The organism is Paeniglutamicibacter antarcticus, from assembly GCF_039544305.1.
GTDB lineage: Bacteria > Actinomycetota > Actinomycetes > Actinomycetales > Micrococcaceae > Paeniglutamicibacter > Paeniglutamicibacter antarcticus_C.
In genome coordinates, this window is sequence record NZ_BAABLK010000037.1 from 74,859 (window position 1) to 91,634 (window position 16,776).

17 protein-coding genes and 1 pseudogene are annotated in these 16,776 nt (G+C 63.5%); 8 read left to right on the forward strand and 10 right to left on the reverse strand.

Features of this window, described 5'->3' with window-relative positions; genetic code table 11:
• Window positions 1-7: 7 nt before the first annotated feature.
• Both ABEA12_RS14495 and ABEA12_RS14500 read right to left on the reverse strand, forming a co-directional pair.
• The gene (locus ABEA12_RS14495; protein WP_210099440.1) at window positions 8-307 is read right to left on the reverse strand and encodes a DUF4193 family protein; all 300 of its coding nucleotides are present in this window, start codon (window positions 305-307) and stop codon (window positions 8-10) included.
• 264 nt (window positions 308-571) lie between these two features.
• Entirely contained in the window at window positions 572-1,324 is a 753-nt protein-coding gene (locus tag ABEA12_RS14500) for an IclR family transcriptional regulator domain-containing protein (protein ID WP_210099441.1), read from the reverse strand.
• 128 nt (window positions 1,325-1,452) lie between these two features.
• Here ABEA12_RS14500 and ABEA12_RS14505 point away from each other — a divergent pair, with 128 nt between their 5' ends.
• The 6 genes from ABEA12_RS14505 to ABEA12_RS14530 all read left to right on the forward strand — a co-directional run bounded on the left by ABEA12_RS14505 (window position 1,453) and on the right by ABEA12_RS14530 (window position 6,770).
• Window positions 1,453-2,364 (forward strand): ABC transporter substrate-binding protein, encoded by a 912-nt coding sequence (locus ABEA12_RS14505; protein WP_210099442.1) that lies wholly within the window; start codon window positions 1,453-1,455, stop codon window positions 2,362-2,364.
• On the forward strand, window positions 2,361-3,245 hold the full coding sequence (locus ABEA12_RS14510) for an amino acid ABC transporter permease (protein ID WP_210099443.1): 885 nt from the start codon (window positions 2,361-2,363) through the stop codon (window positions 3,243-3,245). Before ABEA12_RS14505 ends, ABEA12_RS14510 begins: the two co-directional genes overlap by 4 nt.
• A gap of 2 nt (window positions 3,246-3,247) precedes the next feature.
• Window positions 3,248-4,015 carry an amino acid ABC transporter ATP-binding protein gene (locus tag ABEA12_RS14515; RefSeq protein ID WP_345468738.1) on the forward strand — a complete coding sequence of 256 codons (768 nt, stop codon included), beginning with the start codon at window positions 3,248-3,250 and terminating at the stop codon, window positions 4,013-4,015.
• A gap of 24 nt (window positions 4,016-4,039) precedes the next feature.
• Window positions 4,040-4,876 carry an MBL fold metallo-hydrolase gene (locus ABEA12_RS14520; protein WP_210099444.1) on the forward strand — a complete coding sequence of 279 codons (837 nt, stop codon included), beginning with the start codon at window positions 4,040-4,042 and terminating at the stop codon, window positions 4,874-4,876.
• A gap of 82 nt (window positions 4,877-4,958) precedes the next feature.
• Complete coding sequence (locus ABEA12_RS14525) at window positions 4,959-6,374, forward strand: MFS transporter (protein ID WP_210099445.1); 1,416 nt, start codon at window positions 4,959-4,961, stop codon at window positions 6,372-6,374.
• A 210-nt stretch (window positions 6,375-6,584) separates the two neighbouring features.
• Entirely contained in the window at window positions 6,585-6,770 is a 186-nt protein-coding gene (locus ABEA12_RS14530) for a CsbD family protein (RefSeq protein WP_210099446.1), read from the forward strand.
• A 154-nt stretch (window positions 6,771-6,924) separates the two neighbouring features.
• Here ABEA12_RS14530 and ABEA12_RS14535 read toward each other — a convergent pair whose 3' ends face one another.
• Entirely contained in the window at window positions 6,925-7,581 is a 657-nt protein-coding gene (locus tag ABEA12_RS14535) for an SDR family NAD(P)-dependent oxidoreductase (RefSeq protein WP_210099447.1), read from the reverse strand.
• 231 nt (window positions 7,582-7,812) lie between these two features.
• Window positions 7,813-8,718 carry a LysR family transcriptional regulator gene (locus tag ABEA12_RS14540; protein ID WP_345468742.1) on the reverse strand — a complete coding sequence of 302 codons (906 nt, stop codon included), beginning with the start codon at window positions 8,716-8,718 and terminating at the stop codon, window positions 7,813-7,815.
• A gap of 277 nt (window positions 8,719-8,995) precedes the next feature.
• Here ABEA12_RS14540 and ABEA12_RS14545 point away from each other — a divergent pair.
• Window positions 8,996-9,883: pseudogene (locus ABEA12_RS14545) on the forward strand (TDT family transporter); the annotation flags it as partial.
• Between the two features lie 155 nt (window positions 9,884-10,038).
• Here the strand turns inward: ABEA12_RS14545 and ABEA12_RS14550 are convergent.
• On the reverse strand, window positions 10,039-10,728 hold the full coding sequence (locus ABEA12_RS14550) for an aspartate/glutamate racemase family protein (protein ID WP_210099449.1): 690 nt from the start codon (window positions 10,726-10,728) through the stop codon (window positions 10,039-10,041).
• Window positions 10,729-10,941: 213 nt separating this feature from the next.
• On the opposite strand from ABEA12_RS14550, the gene ABEA12_RS14555 reads away from it, so the two are divergent.
• Window positions 10,942-11,202: a GlsB/YeaQ/YmgE family stress response membrane protein gene (locus ABEA12_RS14555; RefSeq protein ID WP_210099450.1), complete on the forward strand. Its 261-nt coding sequence runs from the start codon at window positions 10,942-10,944 to the stop codon at window positions 11,200-11,202.
• Between the two features lie 97 nt (window positions 11,203-11,299).
• On the opposite strand, the gene ABEA12_RS14560 is transcribed toward ABEA12_RS14555, so the two are convergent.
• Genes ABEA12_RS14560 through ABEA12_RS14580 form a run of 5 tightly spaced genes read right to left on the reverse strand, consistent with a single transcriptional unit; the run spans window position 11,300 to window position 16,658 of the window.
• The gene (locus ABEA12_RS14560) at window positions 11,300-11,677 is read right to left on the reverse strand and encodes a RidA family protein (RefSeq protein WP_345468745.1); all 378 of its coding nucleotides are present in this window, start codon (window positions 11,675-11,677) and stop codon (window positions 11,300-11,302) included.
• Window positions 11,674-12,414, reverse strand: a complete 741-nt coding sequence (locus ABEA12_RS14565; protein WP_210099451.1) for a hypothetical protein — start codon at window positions 12,412-12,414, stop codon at window positions 11,674-11,676. Before ABEA12_RS14565 ends, ABEA12_RS14560 begins: the two co-directional genes overlap by 4 nt.
• Window positions 12,411-13,445, reverse strand: a complete 1,035-nt coding sequence (locus ABEA12_RS14570; RefSeq protein ID WP_210099452.1) for a membrane dipeptidase — start codon at window positions 13,443-13,445, stop codon at window positions 12,411-12,413. The genes ABEA12_RS14565 and ABEA12_RS14570 overlap by 4 nt, the downstream gene beginning before the upstream one ends.
• Complete coding sequence (locus ABEA12_RS14575; protein WP_345468748.1) at window positions 13,438-15,180, reverse strand: hypothetical protein; 1,743 nt, start codon at window positions 15,178-15,180, stop codon at window positions 13,438-13,440. Before ABEA12_RS14575 ends, ABEA12_RS14570 begins: the two co-directional genes overlap by 8 nt.
• The gene (locus ABEA12_RS14580; protein ID WP_210099454.1) at window positions 15,177-16,658 is read right to left on the reverse strand and encodes an aldehyde dehydrogenase family protein; all 1,482 of its coding nucleotides are present in this window, start codon (window positions 16,656-16,658) and stop codon (window positions 15,177-15,179) included. Before ABEA12_RS14580 ends, ABEA12_RS14575 begins: the two co-directional genes overlap by 4 nt.
• Window positions 16,659-16,776: the final 118 nt, after the last annotated feature.

Consider the following 16,776-nt stretch of genomic DNA (forward strand, 5'->3'; position numbering starts at 1 on the left):
TCTCTTGCTATTCCGCGCAGTCGCGGCAGATCTTCATCCCGTTGGATTCCGCGGCAACCTGGCTGCCGTGGCGGACCGCAAAGCATTCGCCGCAGATAAACTCGTCCGTGCGCGGAGGGATGACCTCTACTACGAGCTCATCGAGCACGATGGCGCCGGGCAACTCGGCGCCTTCGGAGAAGTCGGTTTCCTCCATGTTGGTGTGGACGCTTTTGGCGTCCGGTGCGTCCATTTCCTGGACGGCCTTGAGGGTTCGCTCGGAAGCCTCCGCCACATCAGGGCGGACTTCATCATAATCCTGAGCCATGGTATATCTCCTGGTTGGTTCGTGGTGCTGCAAGAGTCTAAGCCCGTGATGTTGCTAGGGCAAACCGAAACCGTGTGAAGTGATGAACGTCGCAGGCTTTCGGCGGCAGACGGGCAAACAGGCATGTGATTGCCAGAGCCCCAAGCCCCAAGCCGAGCGCCTCGCGGATGTTTCGGATTGACAAGACTAGCAGTCGGTACCGGGCGCCGTTGACAGGATTGGTCACACCGGCGCCGGCTGCGGGAACGGGGATCCGCTCCTTGGTTATTGTCCGGTCATGTAGGCCACGGCTTCGCGCAGCGGATCGTGGACCCGTTCAATGTATTCCCCGCGGGTTTCCCGTGCCGTGGGTGTCGGGACGCTAAGGGCAGCCACCCGTCCGTGGCTTAGCCGAAAGGCCATGGACATGGTTCGGATCCCGGGGGTGTGCTCCTCCTCGACCAGTGCGTAGCCTTGCTGCCAGGCTTGGGCGATCTGCTCGATGATGGCCTCGGTTTCGGTGAGCGTGTGGATCGTGTGGCGTTCGCGCGGCTGCTTCTCAATGATGGTGCGGATCCCCTCGGGGGGCAGCAGTGAGAGCATGGCACGTCCCATGGCGGTGCAATAGGAAGGAAGCTTGCGTCCGGGCATCACCTGGATCGAGAGCTCGCGCACCGAGGTGCTGGCCAGGACGTTGATGACATCGCCGCCCTCGAGCTGGGTCAGCGTCGTTGTCTCGTTCAGTGTGCCGGTGAGCTCGCGCAGTGCGGTTTGGGCCCGCATCGTCGGGTCGGTGGTGGCGACGTAGGGGGCCGAGAGCTCCAGCAGCCTGGCCAGCGGGGAGAACTTCCCGCGCCGATGGGCGAAATAGCCCAGTTCCGTCAGCGTGACCAGGTAGCGGCGGGCCGCGGCCGGGGACATGTCGACCCGGGCGGCGACTTCCGAGAGCGTCAGTGCCGATCCGTCGAATGCCGAAATGACGGCCAGTCCGCGTTCGAACGCCTGGACGTACTCGTTCCTGGTTTCCGTTGCACCCATGGTGGGCCCCCTATTCGAGATATGTCGGTTAATAGAGCGTCAACCTCTTGACGGGAGAGGTGGCTCACATTGATACTGTTTCGGTAAGCGAACTCTAGTTTCGCACACCGAAAAGGAAAGGTGAAGAGATGCGCCGGAATTTTTTGAAGACCACCACCGCGCTTTCCCTGGCATTGGCCACGACCCTGGCCCTGAGCGGTTGCGTGGTGCTGCGCCCGGGCGTCTCCGCCAACCAGGACGGTGCCGAAAAGGGTGCCGCACACACAGAAATAGTCGAACTGCCCAGCGACATCAAGGACAAGGGCGTCCTGGTGTTCGGCTCGCAGCTTGCCTCGCCGCCGCTGATCTTCCAGAAGGAAGGCTCCGGCGACATCGAGGGAATCAACAAGGACGTCGCAGATGAAGTAGGCAAGCGACTGGGCGTGAAGATCAAGTGGTCCCAGCTTCCCTTCGCCGGATTGATCCCCGCCGTGCAGTCCGGAAAGGCCGATGCCGGCATCGACCTGATCGGGGACACCGACCAGCGCCGGGCCGCGGTGGACTTCGCCAACTACATGAACCAGGCGACCTCACCGCTGGTGCAGCGCGGGAACCCGCACAACATCAACTCCGTTGATGACCTGTGCGGATTGCCCGTGTCCATCGTCCGCGGCGGGGTGCAGCTCGAACTTGCCGAGGAAATCAGCGCCAAATGCCTCGACGAAGGCAAGAAGGCAATCCAGATCGACCAATACAGCGCCCCCGGGGACGCAAGGTTGTCCGTGCAAGCAGGCCGGGACGCAGCCTTTCTGGGAAACACCCCGGTGATGCGCTACATCTCGGAGCAAAAGGCCACCAAGAACATCTTTGAAATGGGTGGGGACGCGACCTACCAGCTCCAGCCCATCGGCATCATCACCGCCAAGAACCGGCCCGAGATCCACGAATCGATCCAATCGGCCCTGGATTTGATGCAGGCCGATGGCGACATCGCCAAGATCCTCGACAAGTGGGATACCGCCGACCTCGCCCTTTCCAATGCACCAGGGGACAACAAATGAGCCACGTGACAGACACCCGGGGACGGGCCGCCCTTGCCGGAGCCACCGATGTTGTGGCAGCCAAACGGCACCCTTGGCGCATTGTCCTTGCGCTTGTCGCTACCGTCATCGTCGTGTGGGGCGCCCTGGGCCTCTGGTTCAACCCGGCGCTGGACCACGAGACCATCTTCAAGTACCTCACCGCCGATGCAATCCTCTCCGGGGTGAAGAACACCATTGTGCTGGCCGTGATTTCCATGGTCATCGGCACGGTGGGCGGGTTCCTGGTTGCCGTGATGCGACTCTCGGCCAACCCGGTGCTGCGTGCCATCGGATTCGCCTACGTGGCACTGATCCGCAGCATCCCGCTGCTGGTGCTGATCCTGTTCATGGGCAACCTTGCACTCTTTTGGTCCCGACTGGAGATCGTGAACCCGTTGAACCACGACGAGATCTGGTTCAGCTGGAGCATGAACGACCTCGTCACCCCGTTCATTGCCTCGATCTTGGCGCTGGCCATCAACGAGGCTGCCTACATGGGCGAGGTCATTCGCTCGGGACTGCGCTCGGTGGACCAGGGGCAGCGCGAGGCCGCCACCGCCCTGGGGCTCGGTGCCTCCCATTCCATGCTCAAGGTCATCTTGCCGCAGGCGATGCGGGTGATCCTGCCGCCGGCCGGCAGCCAATTCGTCACCATGATCAAGATGACCTCGCTGGTCTCGGTGATCGCCGGCGGGGACCTGCTGACCGCGGCCCAGAACATTGCCGCAACCAACCTGCGCACCCTTGAATTGCTCGTGATCGCCTCCGCTTGGTACCTCGTGGTCACCGGCATCGCGACCATTGGCCAGTCGATTCTGGAACACCGCCTTGAGCGCGGCCAGAGGAAGGTATCGGTATAGCCATGAGCCAACAGGCATTGCTGGAAATTTCCAACGTCCACAAGTACTACGGCAACCACCACGTCCTGAAGGGGGTCGGGCTCAGCGTCGACGAAGGATCTGTGGCCTGCCTGCTGGGCCCGTCGGGTTCGGGCAAGTCAACGCTGCTTCGCTGCATCAACCACCTGGAGTCCATTGACGCCGGACGCATCACCATGGAGGGGGAAACGCTCTCATACGTGGAGCGCGACGGGCAGATGCACGAGCGAAAGCGCTCGGTGATCGACAAGCAGCGCCAGGACATCGGCATGGTGTTCCAGCACTTCAACCTCTTCCCGCACTACACGGTGCTGGAAAACATTACCCTGGCACCGACCCTGCTGCGCAGGGCCGGACGATCAAAGGCAAAGGCACGCGCCATGGAACTGCTGGAACAGGTGGGGCTGAGCGACAAGCACAAGGCCTACCCCTCCTCGCTCTCCGGCGGGCAGCAGCAACGCGTGGCGATCGCCCGGGCGCTGGCGATGGAACCTAAGGCCATGCTCTTTGACGAACCGACCTCCGCCCTTGACCCCGAGCTGGTGGGAGAGGTCCTGAAGGTCATGAAGGACCTTGCGAACGGTGGCATGACGATGATCGTCGTCACCCACGAGATGGCCTTCGCCCGTGAAGTCGCGGACTCGGTGGTCGTCATGGATGCCGGGGTCATTATCGAATCCGGTTCACCGGCAACGATTTTTGATGACCCGAAGCAGGACCGCACCCGGGACTTCCTGCGCCACGTGCGCTAGGAGCCAAAAGTGAAAGGAACGGACATGGCAAGCAAGCTCGTCTTGTTGGGCACCGGAGGCGGTCCCACACCCAAGGCCGAACGCAGCGCGGCGGCCAACGCCATTGTTGTCGGGGACGCCACCTACATCATCGATGCGGGCAACGGGGTGGCGCGCCAGATGGCCTTCGCGGGCCTTGCCTTTAATTCGATCAGGGCCGTGGGAATCACCCACCACCACTCGGACCACAATGCCGATGCCGGTACCCTGCTGCACCTTGCCTGGTGCTCGAACCTGCAGGGCCCGGTGACGACCTTTGGCCCGGCGCCCTGGTCGGAGATCTGGGAGTCGTTCCTGGAATACTCGAAAACCGACGTTGATATCCGCAAGGTCGATGAGGGACGTCCCGACTTCGCCGCCATGGTCACCGCCAAGGACGTGGTGGACCCCGGGGTTATCTTCGAGGACGAGAGGGTGCGGATCACCGCGGCGTGGGTGAACCATCCGCCGATTCCCGCGCTGGCCTACCGGATCGACACCGAGGACCGCTCCTATGTGATCTCCGGGGACACCACCCCGTGCGATTCGCTGATCGAGCTGGCACGCGGCGCCGATGTGCTGGTGCACGAGGTCATGCACATCCCCAGCATCGATCCGCTGCTGCAGCGTTCCAACGGCCAACGCCTGCGCGAGCACCTGATCAACTCGCACACCTCTTCCACCGACGTCGGGCACATCGCCACGGACGCCGGGGTGGGCACGCTGGTGCTCTCGCACTTCGTTCCCGGCAGCCCCGCGGTAGACGAGGACATATGGCTGGCCGATGCACGCAAGGGATTCGCCGGTGAGCTGGTGGCGGGGCGGGACCTGATGGTCATCTGAGGCACACCTGATAAGGGACCGGCCACAACGCTGTTCTTCCGTGGCCTATCGCCGGGTCAATGGCGTGAAATAAGCTTGGGCCATGCCGCACGACGGCTCGGCGCCGGGAAGCAACGGTGCGATCCAGAGCTCTCCATCCGCTGCTGCGATCCCTCCGGCGAAGGGGCATCGCACGTTCCTGCACGTGTTGGTCAACACGGCGCTCGCGAACGTGGTCACGAGCTTCTTGTGGTTTGCGCTGACCTTTTGGGTGTACCTCGAGACCCGGTCGGTGCTGGCCACCGGGCTCATCGGTGGTAGCTACATGTTGCTGATTGCCCTTTTCGGGCTCGTGTTCGGCGTGCTGGTTGACCGCTACCGCAAGCACGCGGTGATGTTGGGGTCCACGATTTTCACCGTGGTAAGTTTCGGGGCAGCCGGGATGATGTTCTTGCTCCTTGGCGAGGAAACCCTGCTGGACTTCTCCGGAATCTGGTTCTGGGTCTTCGCACTGGTGGTTCTCATGGGTGCGGTCGTTGAACAGCTGCGCAACATTGCCCTGTCCACCACAGTCACCTTGCTGGTCCCGACGGAGCGCCGAGCCAATGCCAATGGCTTGGTGGGTGCCGTGCAGGGCTTAGCCTTCATGGTCACCAGCGTATTCAGCGGCCTGGCCATTGGGTTCCTGGGGATGGGCGGGGCGATCACTATCGCGCTGGTTGCATGCTGCGCAGTGTTGGTGCACCTGGTGTTCCTGCAGGTCCCCGAAGCGCGGATCATCCATGCCTCACCTGCCGGTGGTTTAGCTGAATTGAGGACCGGGATCACCGCGATCCGCGCCACCGCCGGCCTGCTGGCGCTGATTCTGTTCACTACCTTCAACAACCTCGCCGGCGGGGTCTACATGGCATTGATGGATCCCTATGGCCTGACGATCTTCCCGGTCCAGATCTGGGGTCTCGTCCTGGGGGTCACGGCCACCGGGTTCCTGCTCGGTGGTGGGCTGGTAGCCAAGTTCGGACTGGGAGCTAACCCCATCCGCACCATGCTGATCTTGGTCGCGCTCGGCGGAGTGATCGGCGCCGGGTTCACGATCCGCGAATGGTGGTGGCTGTACGCGGTGGGTATATGGATCTACATGATGCTGATTCCTGCGGTGGAGGCCGCGGAGCAAACCGTGATCCAGAAAGTGGTTCCCTATCCCGTCCAGGGCAGGGTCTTTGGGTTCGCCATGATGTTCGAGGCGGCAGCAGCGCCTCTCACAGCGTTCGTGGTCGCGCCGATGGCCGAGTTCTGGGTGATCCCCTACATGGCCTCGGGCGCGGGGCAGCAGCGCTGGGGCTGGCTGTTGGGTGTCGGGGAAGCCCGCGGGATCGCGTTGGTGTTCTTGCTTGCCGGGATCATCTCGATCATGTTGGCATGCGCAGCCATGCTGTCCCGTTCCTATAGGCGCCTATCGGCGAACTATGCCGATCCGAGCTCGGCATCGGCGCCACCTCGGACCGCGCCGGTTTCCTAAATTACGGGCGGAACGGTCCCGCATAGATGTTTGTGGTCTGCCCCACTGTGACCGGGCGGGGCCTTACGGTCACCTGACGGCGCATCGGTGGGGCCTTGAGAGAGCGGTTTTTCGTAATTTTTGTGATTGGTTCGTTCACTTTCAGGTAATTCTCAGAAAAGGGTCCTATGTTGGAAACTGTTCTTGTTGTTATCAATCGAAGGAGGGCCTATGGGTCTCGGAGACAAAATCGGTAACAAAGCAGAAGAAGTATCCGGCAAGGTCAAGGAAAAGACCGGCGAAGCCACTGACAATGCATCGCTGCAGGCTGAAGGCGCTAGTGAACAGGCCTCCGCCAAAGCAAAGCAGGCTGGGGAACACGTCAAAGACGCTGCCAAAGACGTGACCGGCCAGTAATAACCGGCATTGACAGAAAACCTGGGCTCCCCGCACAAGATCCACAGCAACACGGATCATGTGCGGGGAGCTTTTTGCTGGAAGCCTGGACCCGCCGTGCCATGCTGGCGACACCGCGGCCCTGTGCGGGAACCGGGGAACCAGCGCTCACCGACTAGGGCTGGACGTAGAGGACTTCGCCGGTCGTCTTTCCTGTGTGCAGGTCCCAGTAGGCCTCGGAAATCAGATCCGGATCGAAGAAAGTGCCCGGCTGGACTGCGCCCCCGATGGTCACCGTGCCTACCTTGAGGCCGTGTTCGGTGAGTTCATCGGAGAGGGTGAAGGCCAGGTTGCGCAACCCGGCCTTGCTGATGGAGGCCGAGGCCCTGGATGCGACCGGGTTCACCCCCAGCAGTCCTCCGGTGAAAATGATCGAGCCCGAACCACGTGCAACCATTTCAGGTGCCACCAGCTGTGCACATTGAAGCGCGCCGACCACATTGATGGTGAAATCCCGGACCAGGTCCGCGGCGTCCAAGGCGGTCGGGTTGGAAATCGTGTTGGCTCCGGCGTTGTAGACCAAGACGTCCAGCACTCCGTAGTCGGCCCGGACCCGCTCGAACGCCGATTCCACGCTCTGCTTGTCGGTCACGTCAGCGACGAGCCCGTGAGCGTCGATGCCGGCACCCTTGAGTTCCTCCACCCGGAGTTGGATCGATTCGGGGTTCCGGGCCAACAGGATCACCGAGAAGCCATTGGCTCCGAACTTCCTGGCGACTCCGGCGCTGACGCCCGGGCCAGCGCCGACGATGGCCACATGCTTCTTGGTCATTTGTGCTGCTTTCGTTGGATGCGATTGCGACGAGTGCCAATCGGGGGAAAGGAGCTGGAGACGTTCGAAGCGTGGGCAGACATTCCATGGCGTTCGCGTGGAGGGTTGGCTTTTCGAATGTATCACGCAGGGAATCCTTGGTTTCGTGCAGGTCAAGGTACCCGGACGCATGCTTGGTCGGCTTCGTCCCGCGCGATGCGGGAATCCCCATCCACCAAATGCCGAGGGTGGTTACCTGCCGGCCAAGGCGATCAAGTCCTTGGCCGGGCCGGCATGGGACTTGCCTCCGGTTAGCCACAACGCGGTGATCGTGCGATTCAGTGCCACTCCGTACACCGGTACCCGGACCAAGCGCTTCAGTGCCAGATCGTCACGCACCGCCAAGGCGCTCATAACCGCCGGCGCGGAGCCCGCGGCAACAGCCGAGCGGACGGCGGCTGAGGTGGGCAGCTCCATGCGGGCAGGTTCGCACCGCGGGATACCGTTAGCCAGCATGGCTGCGTCCAGTGCTTCGCGGGTTCCGCTTCCTTCTTCCCGCACGACCAGCGGGCACCGTGCCAGCTCCGCGGCGGTGACCGGACGGTTCCGTGCAGCCCAGGGATGATCGGGAGCGACCACCAGGACAAGCTCGTCCTGCCGGACGGCGGCGGCGTGCAGATCGTTGGGCAAGATGGGGGTTTCCACGAAGCCCAGTGCTGCGCGTCCGGTGCGCAAATGCTCGATCGTGCTGGCGCTGTTGGAGATGACAAGCCTGATCACGGTGGCGGGGACCCCGCGTTGTCCCTGCCCGCGACGCAGTTCGACGAGCCATCCGGGCAACAAGTGTTCGGCGACCGTTTGGCTTGCCGCCACGACAAGCTCCTGGTGTCCCTCCAATCGCAGGGCTGCGGCTCCGACATCCAGCAGCTCGGCTGCGGCGAGCACGTTTCGGGCCCAGCGCCCCAACAGCAAGCCGCTCTGCGTCAAGGTGCTCTCCCGCGGGGTGCGCACTAACAGGGCTTCGCCTACCCGGGATTCCAGCGAACGCATCCGTAAGGAGATCGCCTGTGGGCTCAGCCCCAGGACCTTCCCGGCCGCGGAGAAGGACCCGTGGTCCGCGACGGCGACAGGCATTTCCAAGGAAGCAACATCAGGCATGCGCGAACGAAGCACCGTACTGGGCTCCTGCAGGTCAGGGATGAAACCTTGGATACAAGCAGCGCTTGTACCCACACAAGTCTATGCCTGCTAATGGCCTTATCACCTCGAGGAAAAAATGGAAACATGCAGATAACCTCACTACTCTTCGCCCCCACCGATACCCCGGCGCCAATCTCCACAACACGCAGCTGCCGACCCTCTGGGCTGCTGCGCGCGCTGAAGAACCCGAGGCAGCTCTTCTCCAACATCACCCCCCAACTGGTTTGCCTCGGTGATGGGCACCGGGATCGTGGCCACCGCAGCGGCAACACTTCCCACCGCTTCCCCGCTGCTGCACGGGATCGCTGTCGTGATGTGGATGCTCGCCTAGCTGCTCCTGGTGCTGTTGGCCGGGGCAACACTCATCCACTGGATCGCCCACACTGAAACCGCCAAGAGCCACCACCGCCATCCAGTGATGTCACACTTCTACGGTGCGCCGGCCATGGCCCTGTTGACCGTCGGGGCCGGTGCCATGCTGGTGGGCCGGGACATGCTCGGGCTTCAACTGGCCCTGCGCATTGACCTCGTACTCTGGGCCGCCGGTACCGCTCTGGGCCTGTTCACCGCCGTGGCCATCCCGTACCTGCAATTCACCGCGCACGAGGTGGGAGCGGACGCGGCGTTTGGCGGTTGGTTGATGCCGGTGGTTTCGGCCTCCACCGGCGCCCTGCTGCTGCCCTGCCTGCCGCAGGGCCAGACGCGGCTATGCATGCTGCTGGCCCGCTACGCAATGTTCGGGCTGAGCCTGCTGGCCTCGATGATGAGCATCTCGCAGATCTTGAGCCGGCTCATAGAGCACAAGGTCGGTGCCGCCGCAGCGGTTCCCACACTGTGGATCGTCCTGGGCCCGCTGGGCCAATCCATCACTGCGGCTAACCTGTTGGGTTCAAATGCCCACCTGGCCGTTTCCGGATTCCTCGCCCAGGCCTTAGAAGCCTTCGGGATCCTCTAAGGGGTTCCAATGCTCGGATTCGCACTGTTGTGGGCCTCGATCGCGGCGATCCGCACCGTACGCGAATACCTGTCGTTCTCGCTGACCTGGTGGTCGTTCACCTTCCCCGTGGGCACCTGCATGACGCGTTTGAGCGGTCTGGCGGCACACACCGGCCTGGTTGCATTCCAGACGATGGCGGTTGCCGGATTCATTGAATTGGCTCCAGCGTGGTTGCTGGTTGCTGGTGGCGGCCAGGACCTTCATCGGCAGCGTCATCCAGGGAACCTTGTTTTTGAGGGTGCAGCCAAGTCCGGCGAAGCAGGAAGCCCGGGAGAGCCGGTTCAAAGGCCCAGTGCCCGCATCACCATCTGGCAGGCGCTGGATATCGGCTCGATGACTTCGATGTCCTCGCTCTGGGCAATGCGCCGCGCGGTATCGGCCAACGGGCCACCGGCAATGATCACCGCACGTGCCCCGTGCCCAAGTCCCCGCCGTGTGGCGTCGCGCAACTGCACAAACTGCGCCTCGGGGTCCGCGGCGAGTTCCAGTGGGGAGGAGGAGGTTAGTTCGACACCGATAAAATGCTCCGCGCAGCCGTGTGATTCCACCAAGCCGGTCAGCGAACTAACCAGCTCGGGGGTGCTGGTGGCCATGGCAAAGGGACGGTCGTTGGAAGCCGCTGTAAGGATCGCCGCCTGACCGATGCCGATCACCGGAATGCGAAGTTCGGTAACGAGTTCGGCCCGGCCGGGATCTCCCATGGCGCCGATAATGACTGCGGCGACCTCATTCCCTTGGGAACCAGCAAGGTATCCACGCACTGCATCCAGGACCGGCCCCACCGATTCCTTGAGGGCTGTTGAATCCGTGATCATCGATGGGGTTGCGACGGTGGTGATGCCCACCACACGCAGTGAGTCCTTCCTGAAATACTCCTGCGCCAACGTCTGCATCATCGACGTGGTGTCGGTATTGGAGTTCGGGTTGATGAGTAACAACAGGTCAGACCTGTGTGGCGTGTCAGAGAGCAAGACTTGTGGGCTTCTTTCGGTCACGTGCAACTAGCGCGGAGTGATGGCTGGATTTTGTCTTCCATTCTTCCCCACCTTTGCGCGAGGGACTCCTTTGCGCGCACCGACGATCCCCAGCGAATAGCCAGGGGACCATCATCTGTGTATTGTTTTCAGCTGTGCATCCTAAATCTGATGCAGAAACTAACACCTTCATCCGAACGGGGAAAAGACATGGGTTTCATTGGTTGGATTGTTCTAGGACTTATTGCAGGTGCCATCGCCAAGGCCATTAAGCCCGGCGATCAAGGCGGCGGCTGGATCGCTACCCTGGTGCTTGGTGTCGTGGGAGCGCTCGTCGGCGGTTGGATCGGCTCTGCCGTATTCGGCGTTGACATCAGCGGCTTCTTCAATATCTCTACGTGGCTCCTGGCCATTGGCGGGGCATTGATCGTCTTGGTCATCTGGGGTTTCCTGACGCGCAAGAAGGCCTAGTTAAGCGCATATAAGAGAGGCCCCAACCTTACGAGGTTGGGGCCTCTCTTATGTTTTCCGGCGTTGCCGAAATACTGCCCGTATGAGGCCGAGGCTTTTATTTGACAGCTGCCACGACGTCCATTTCGATGCGCTTTTCCCCGCGGAAGCGCGAAACCTCGACCGTGGTGCGCGGCGGGAGCGTCACATCAGCCAGCCGGCGCACGTAGGCGGCGTTGAACTCATCGAATTCGTCGAGGTTGGCCAGGAACACCGTGACCTTCAAGATCGTGGACAGATCCGCACCCGCATCGGCGAGGACCGTCTCGAGGTTGTCGAACACCGTATCGACCTGGTCGTTAAGCGACACTGCGGTGGACCCGTCGACCCGGGTGGGAACCTGGCCGCAGGCGAAGACGATCCCGGAGAAAGTGGCGGTGGCGGTGTAATTGCGCGTCTTGCCGTCTTGGTGCCAGCGGCGCTGCACCCCGCTCACTTGTCTGCCACCAGGTAGCCGGCGGCGATGGTTCGCAGTTCGGCCCAGATGGCCGCGTCAACCAGGATCCCGCCGTGGGCCAGTTCCAGGCGCCGCGCGGTCCTCTGCGCCTCAGTGCTCAGGGAAAACTCGCCTTGCGGGGGTTCGTTGGCGGTGTAGAAGCGCGAGTTCTCCAGTTCCTCCGGGGCAGTGTGCGGCGCACCCTGGCCGGCGGCGCTGAACCCGGTGCCCAGATCGCCTTGGGGCGTGGCGAAGGTGGTGCGGTTCTCGGCGCCCGCGCTGCGGTGCACCACGGTGTGCCCGGAGCTGATGGCGGCGTTGAGCAGTGCCTCGTCAAGCAGGTGCGTGTCGTGTCGCATGGGGCTGCACAGCACTTCGCTGCCAACCCCGGTGCTGGCGACATCCACCAGCAGTACCCCGTGGACCAGTGCGTGGCAGGGAGCCGCGGGATCCACCCGGTAGCTCTTGCCTGACGGGGTGTCGATGCGGGTGTAGGGGAAGGCGCCGAGCAGCCAGGTTCCGTCGTGGAGCCAGGCGGCCAGGGATTGAAGGCCGGTACCGTGGTGCAGCTCGGCGAAGAGCACCTGGCGGGCGGCCGCCTGGGCCTCGGAGTTGGAGGCCCCCTTGGTCATCAGTGCGCGGTAGGCGCATTCGCGGACCTCGCGCATGGCCAGACGCATTGTTAATGCCGTGTCTTTGCCGTCCATGCTCTGTCCTTTCTCGGTCGTGAGTGTCATGAGATTTTCCTTCCCGGGAAGACGTCGTCAAAGAGGTTCAGCCAGTTCTCGCCGAGCACGCCGCGGATGGTGGTTTCGTCCAGGCCGACCTTGAGCAACCCGTCAGTGAGCCGGGGGAAGTCCTCGGGGCCGACGAACCATTCGGGCCATTCGGGCCAGGTGGCCTTGGTTTCGCCCTCGGGCTGCCAGCGCCCGTTGCGCAGCCAGCCCACGAACTTGTCGTCCCAGTTCCGGGTGCAGTCACTGCCCAGCCCGATGCGGGTGGGGCCCAGCTCGTCAACCAGGCGTGCGACCATTTGGCAGAACTGCTCCAAGGTGGTCTTCTTGCCGCCAATGACCAGCGGGTAGAGGCAGCAGCCGAGCATTCCGCCGGCCTCGGTCACCGCACGGATAACCTCGTCGGGCTTGTTGCGCGGGTTCTCCACAAACCAGGTGGGATTCGAGTGGGTGATGGCGATCGGGGCCACGGAGGCCTCGACGGCATCCAGCGAGGTCCTGTTGCCCACATGGGACAGGTCGATGAGCATGCCCACCCGGTTCATTTCCGAGATGATGGTGCGCCCGAACCGGGTCAGCCCCGAGTCCTCGGGTTCGTAGCAGGCCCCGCCGACAAGGTTCTGGATGTTGTAGGTCAGCTGGGCGATCTTGACACCGAGTTCGTGGAAGACCTCGACGAGCTTGTAGTCATCCCCGAAGGAGCTGGTGTTCTGGAAGCCCAGCAGCACCGCGATCCGGTTATCGAGCTTTGCCCGGCGGATATCATCGGCGGTGCGCGCCATGGTGAGAAGGTCCGGGTTCTTGGCGGCTAGCTGGTACCAGTCGCCGATGGCCTTGAGGGTGTCGGCTGGTCCTTCCCAGACGGCGGCGGTGGCATTGACGCCACTGATCCCGCCAGCGCGCAGTTCCTCCAAGGTCGCCCGGTCCCAGTTGCTGATCTGCAGGCCGTCAACGATGGTGGCGGCGGTATGCAATGCCGCTGCGCTATCGCTGGCGGGGGCCTTGAGCAGGGTCGAGGTGCGATTTTCAGCCATGGTGGTTTTTCTCCTGGGGGCGGCGGGTGAACATCCAGGCGTCATCGGCGGTGCCGTTGGCCAGGTCGGCGATGCGCGGGGCTCCTGCCATCAGGGTCACGCGCAGCCAGTCGGTGGACTGCGGGGTGAAGTTTTCCATGCCGTAGAGGGCCAGCTGGAAGCGCTGGACATTCAGCGGCAGGAACTCTGCACCGAGCAGGTTGTCGCGAACCTCGCCGTAGGGAAGCTTGCCGATGTTCTGCACGCGTCCCACCGTGGCGCGGTGGCGCGGGTGGGTGAGCAGGAATTCCCCGACGTCCATGGTGGGTTCCGCCTCGGCGAGCTCGGCGCGCAGCGCGGCGACGGCGCGGGCGATGTCCACCGGGTGCTGGACTGCTTCTCCGGCATCCATGCCTTGCAAGGCACGGCGGGGTTCCTCGTTGTTGATCGAGGAGAACCAGAAGTGCTTCTGCGAACCCGGGGAAGCGAAGTCGAAGGCGCCGATCCAGGAATAGGAGGCATCGATGTCCGCAGCCAGCTCGGCGCAGCTGATTCCCGCGGTGACGCGGCGGGACTCGTCGCAGCGCAGCACGGACTCGACGACGTCGTCGAGGTCTTCGCTGAGCTCGGTCAGGATCGTGGCGACCATGCCGCGTGCGGCCGGGCTCTGTGCCCCGGCGCCATTGTGCAGCTCGCGGAAGATGTGCGTGGTTTCGTATCCGGCGAAGATCCCGGTTTCCGTCCATTCGCGCAGCTGCTCCACCAGCACCGACAACTGGGCCGAAAGCTCGGGCCCCGAGGTGAAGGGCGCCGTGATGATGTCATCCTGCTCGGCGAGGTAGGTGATGGCCTGATCCATGAGATCGATGATCCGTCCCACCGATGGGTCGGTTATCTCCACCGTGCGGGCGGTGACCGCGGCCAGCGGGACCTCGCGGGCCAGGGCCCAGGAGTTGATGACCTCGGGGTGGTTGATGGCGTAGGGCACCATGCCCAACCCGGTGGCGTTGCCCATGCCCAGGTAACGGCGCCACGGGCCCTCAAGCTTGGCGGCGTCGGGGTTGCGGGCGGCGGCGACGTGCTCGACCATGTCGTAGCTGAGCTCGCGCAACAGCCAGGCGGTGAGCATGTGGGCGCGGAACGGGGTGGCCAGCGGGTGGCCGTCCTCGATGCCCTCGTAGTCTGCCAGCCCGCACTTGCCGTTGGAGTAGAACGCGGTGGAACGGATCAGGTACGGGGAGCCGCCGAACTTATCGGCTTCCGGTGCCAGTCCCTGCGCCAGGCGGTCCGCGACGTAGTTGAAGAAGCGCTCGCTGCGGTTCGCACGGGTCCAGATGATGGAGCCGGTTTCTGCGCGCCCGTTTTCCTGCAGCGGCACCTGCGCGGCCAGGCGCTCGAGCTTTTCGGCGTCCACTGGGCCCTCGACCAAGGCTGCGGTAAGGTCCCAGCCCTTGGCGATGACCCGGTCCGTGCGGTCTTCCTCGGAGAGCTTCTGCGAGAAGGCGACGAAGCTGAAGTGGAGGGATTCGGCGTGGATCTCATAGATCGCCGAGCCGCAGCCGGCGTCGTCGATGTTGAAGGCGGTGCGCTGGATGATCCAGCCGTTCTTCACCGCACGGCGCATCATGGTTCGCATGAAGCTGTGCCGGGTGGACCGGGCGCCGCCCATGTCAACCGGGTCCATCACGGAGTTCGAGGGACGCAGCTGGCCTTCGAGGCTCTCCATCTGGCCTTCGCCCAACACCTGCGCACTCACGAGGCACGCACCGAAGGTGCGGTGCGGATGTAGGCGGTCTTGGTTACGGTGAAGAAGTCGGCGCAGGAATCGGCGTTCTGCTCGCGCGGGGCCGCGAAGGAGGAATCGCGCAGTCCGCCGAACGGTGCGTGCACCTCCGATCCGGTGGAGGGTCCGTTGACCTTGATCAGCCCGGCGACAACCTCGTCGAGGCAGCGGCGGATCGCATGCTCGTCGTTGGTGAACACCGAGGCGGTCAAGCCGAAGTCGGTGGCGTTGGCCAAGGCGATGGCCGCATCGAGGTCCTCGGCGCGCATCAGGGTCACCACGGGTCCGAAGACCTCTTCGCAGGTGATGCTCAGTGCGTCTGTGCCACCTAAAAGGGTGGCGGAAACGTAGTGTCCCTCCGAGCCCTCGGGCTTGGTGCCCCGGGCCAGCACGGTGGCGCCCTCGTTCTTGGCGGTGGCCAGGGCCTCGTCGACGTCGCGGGCCGCGCGGGCGGAGATGACCGGACCCATGTAGGAGCCGGCATCGGTACCCGGGCCGGAAACCAGTGCGTTGACCTTGGGAACCAAGGCTGCGGCAAGACGATCGTGGACATCGCCCACGGCGATGATGCGGCGGGTGGCAGTGCATTTCTGGCCGGTGCTGGACATGGCTGCGGCGATGATGAACGCCGCTGCGTGGTCCACGTCTGCGTCGGGCATGACGATGGCGGCGTTGTGTCCGCCGAGTTCCATCTGCAGCTTCGCGCCGCGGCCCACCACGCGATCGCGGATCTGGTGGCCAACCGGGACCGAGCCGGTGAAGGTGACCGCGGCGATGTCCTGGTGCTCGACCAACGCCGAGCCCAGCGAGCCGGGGCCAAGGAGCAGGTTCAGCACGCCGGCAGGGACGCCGGCGTCAATGAGCAGCTGGGCGAAGGCGACGGAGACTGCGGGGGTGTCACTGGCTGACTTCCAGACGACCGTGTTGCCCCAGAGCAGTGCCGGTGCGATCTTCCAGGCCGGGATCTGCAGCGGGAAGTTCCACGGGGTGATGACCCCCACGACGCCTACCGGGCGGCGGATGGTGCGCACCAGCTCGTCTGCATTGCCCGAGGGGAAGGTGGTGCCGGTGGCGCTTCGGGCCGAACCCGCCTGGTAGTAGAGGGTTTCGACGGTGGCGCCGACCTCGCCGCGCGAATCGGCAAGGGTCTTGCCCTGTTCACGGGTCATCAGCACGGCAATGTCCTCGGCGCGCTCCTCGAGCAACGCTGCGGCACGGCGCAGGACGCGTCCGCGGCCAATGAGCCCGAGCTTGTCCCAGTCGGCGCGTGCATCGCGGCCGGCGGTGACTGCGGCTTGAAGGGTCTCGGCGGTGGCGGTGGCGTAGGTGGCAACGACGTCGGAAGGATCGGCCGGGTTCAGGCTCTGGGCTTCCTTACCTGTGGCGTTCATCCAGGCTCCGTTGATGAACTGCTTGAGTTCCAGGGTTTTGGTGGTTGTGGTGTTAGCCATGAGGGGGTTCCTGCCTTCTTGCTGCCGAGTACTGTTCTGTGATCCACACTACGGGGATCGGTGATAACAGAGAAGTATTTATTGCCTATCGACTCATAAGCAGACACACTTAGTTCCT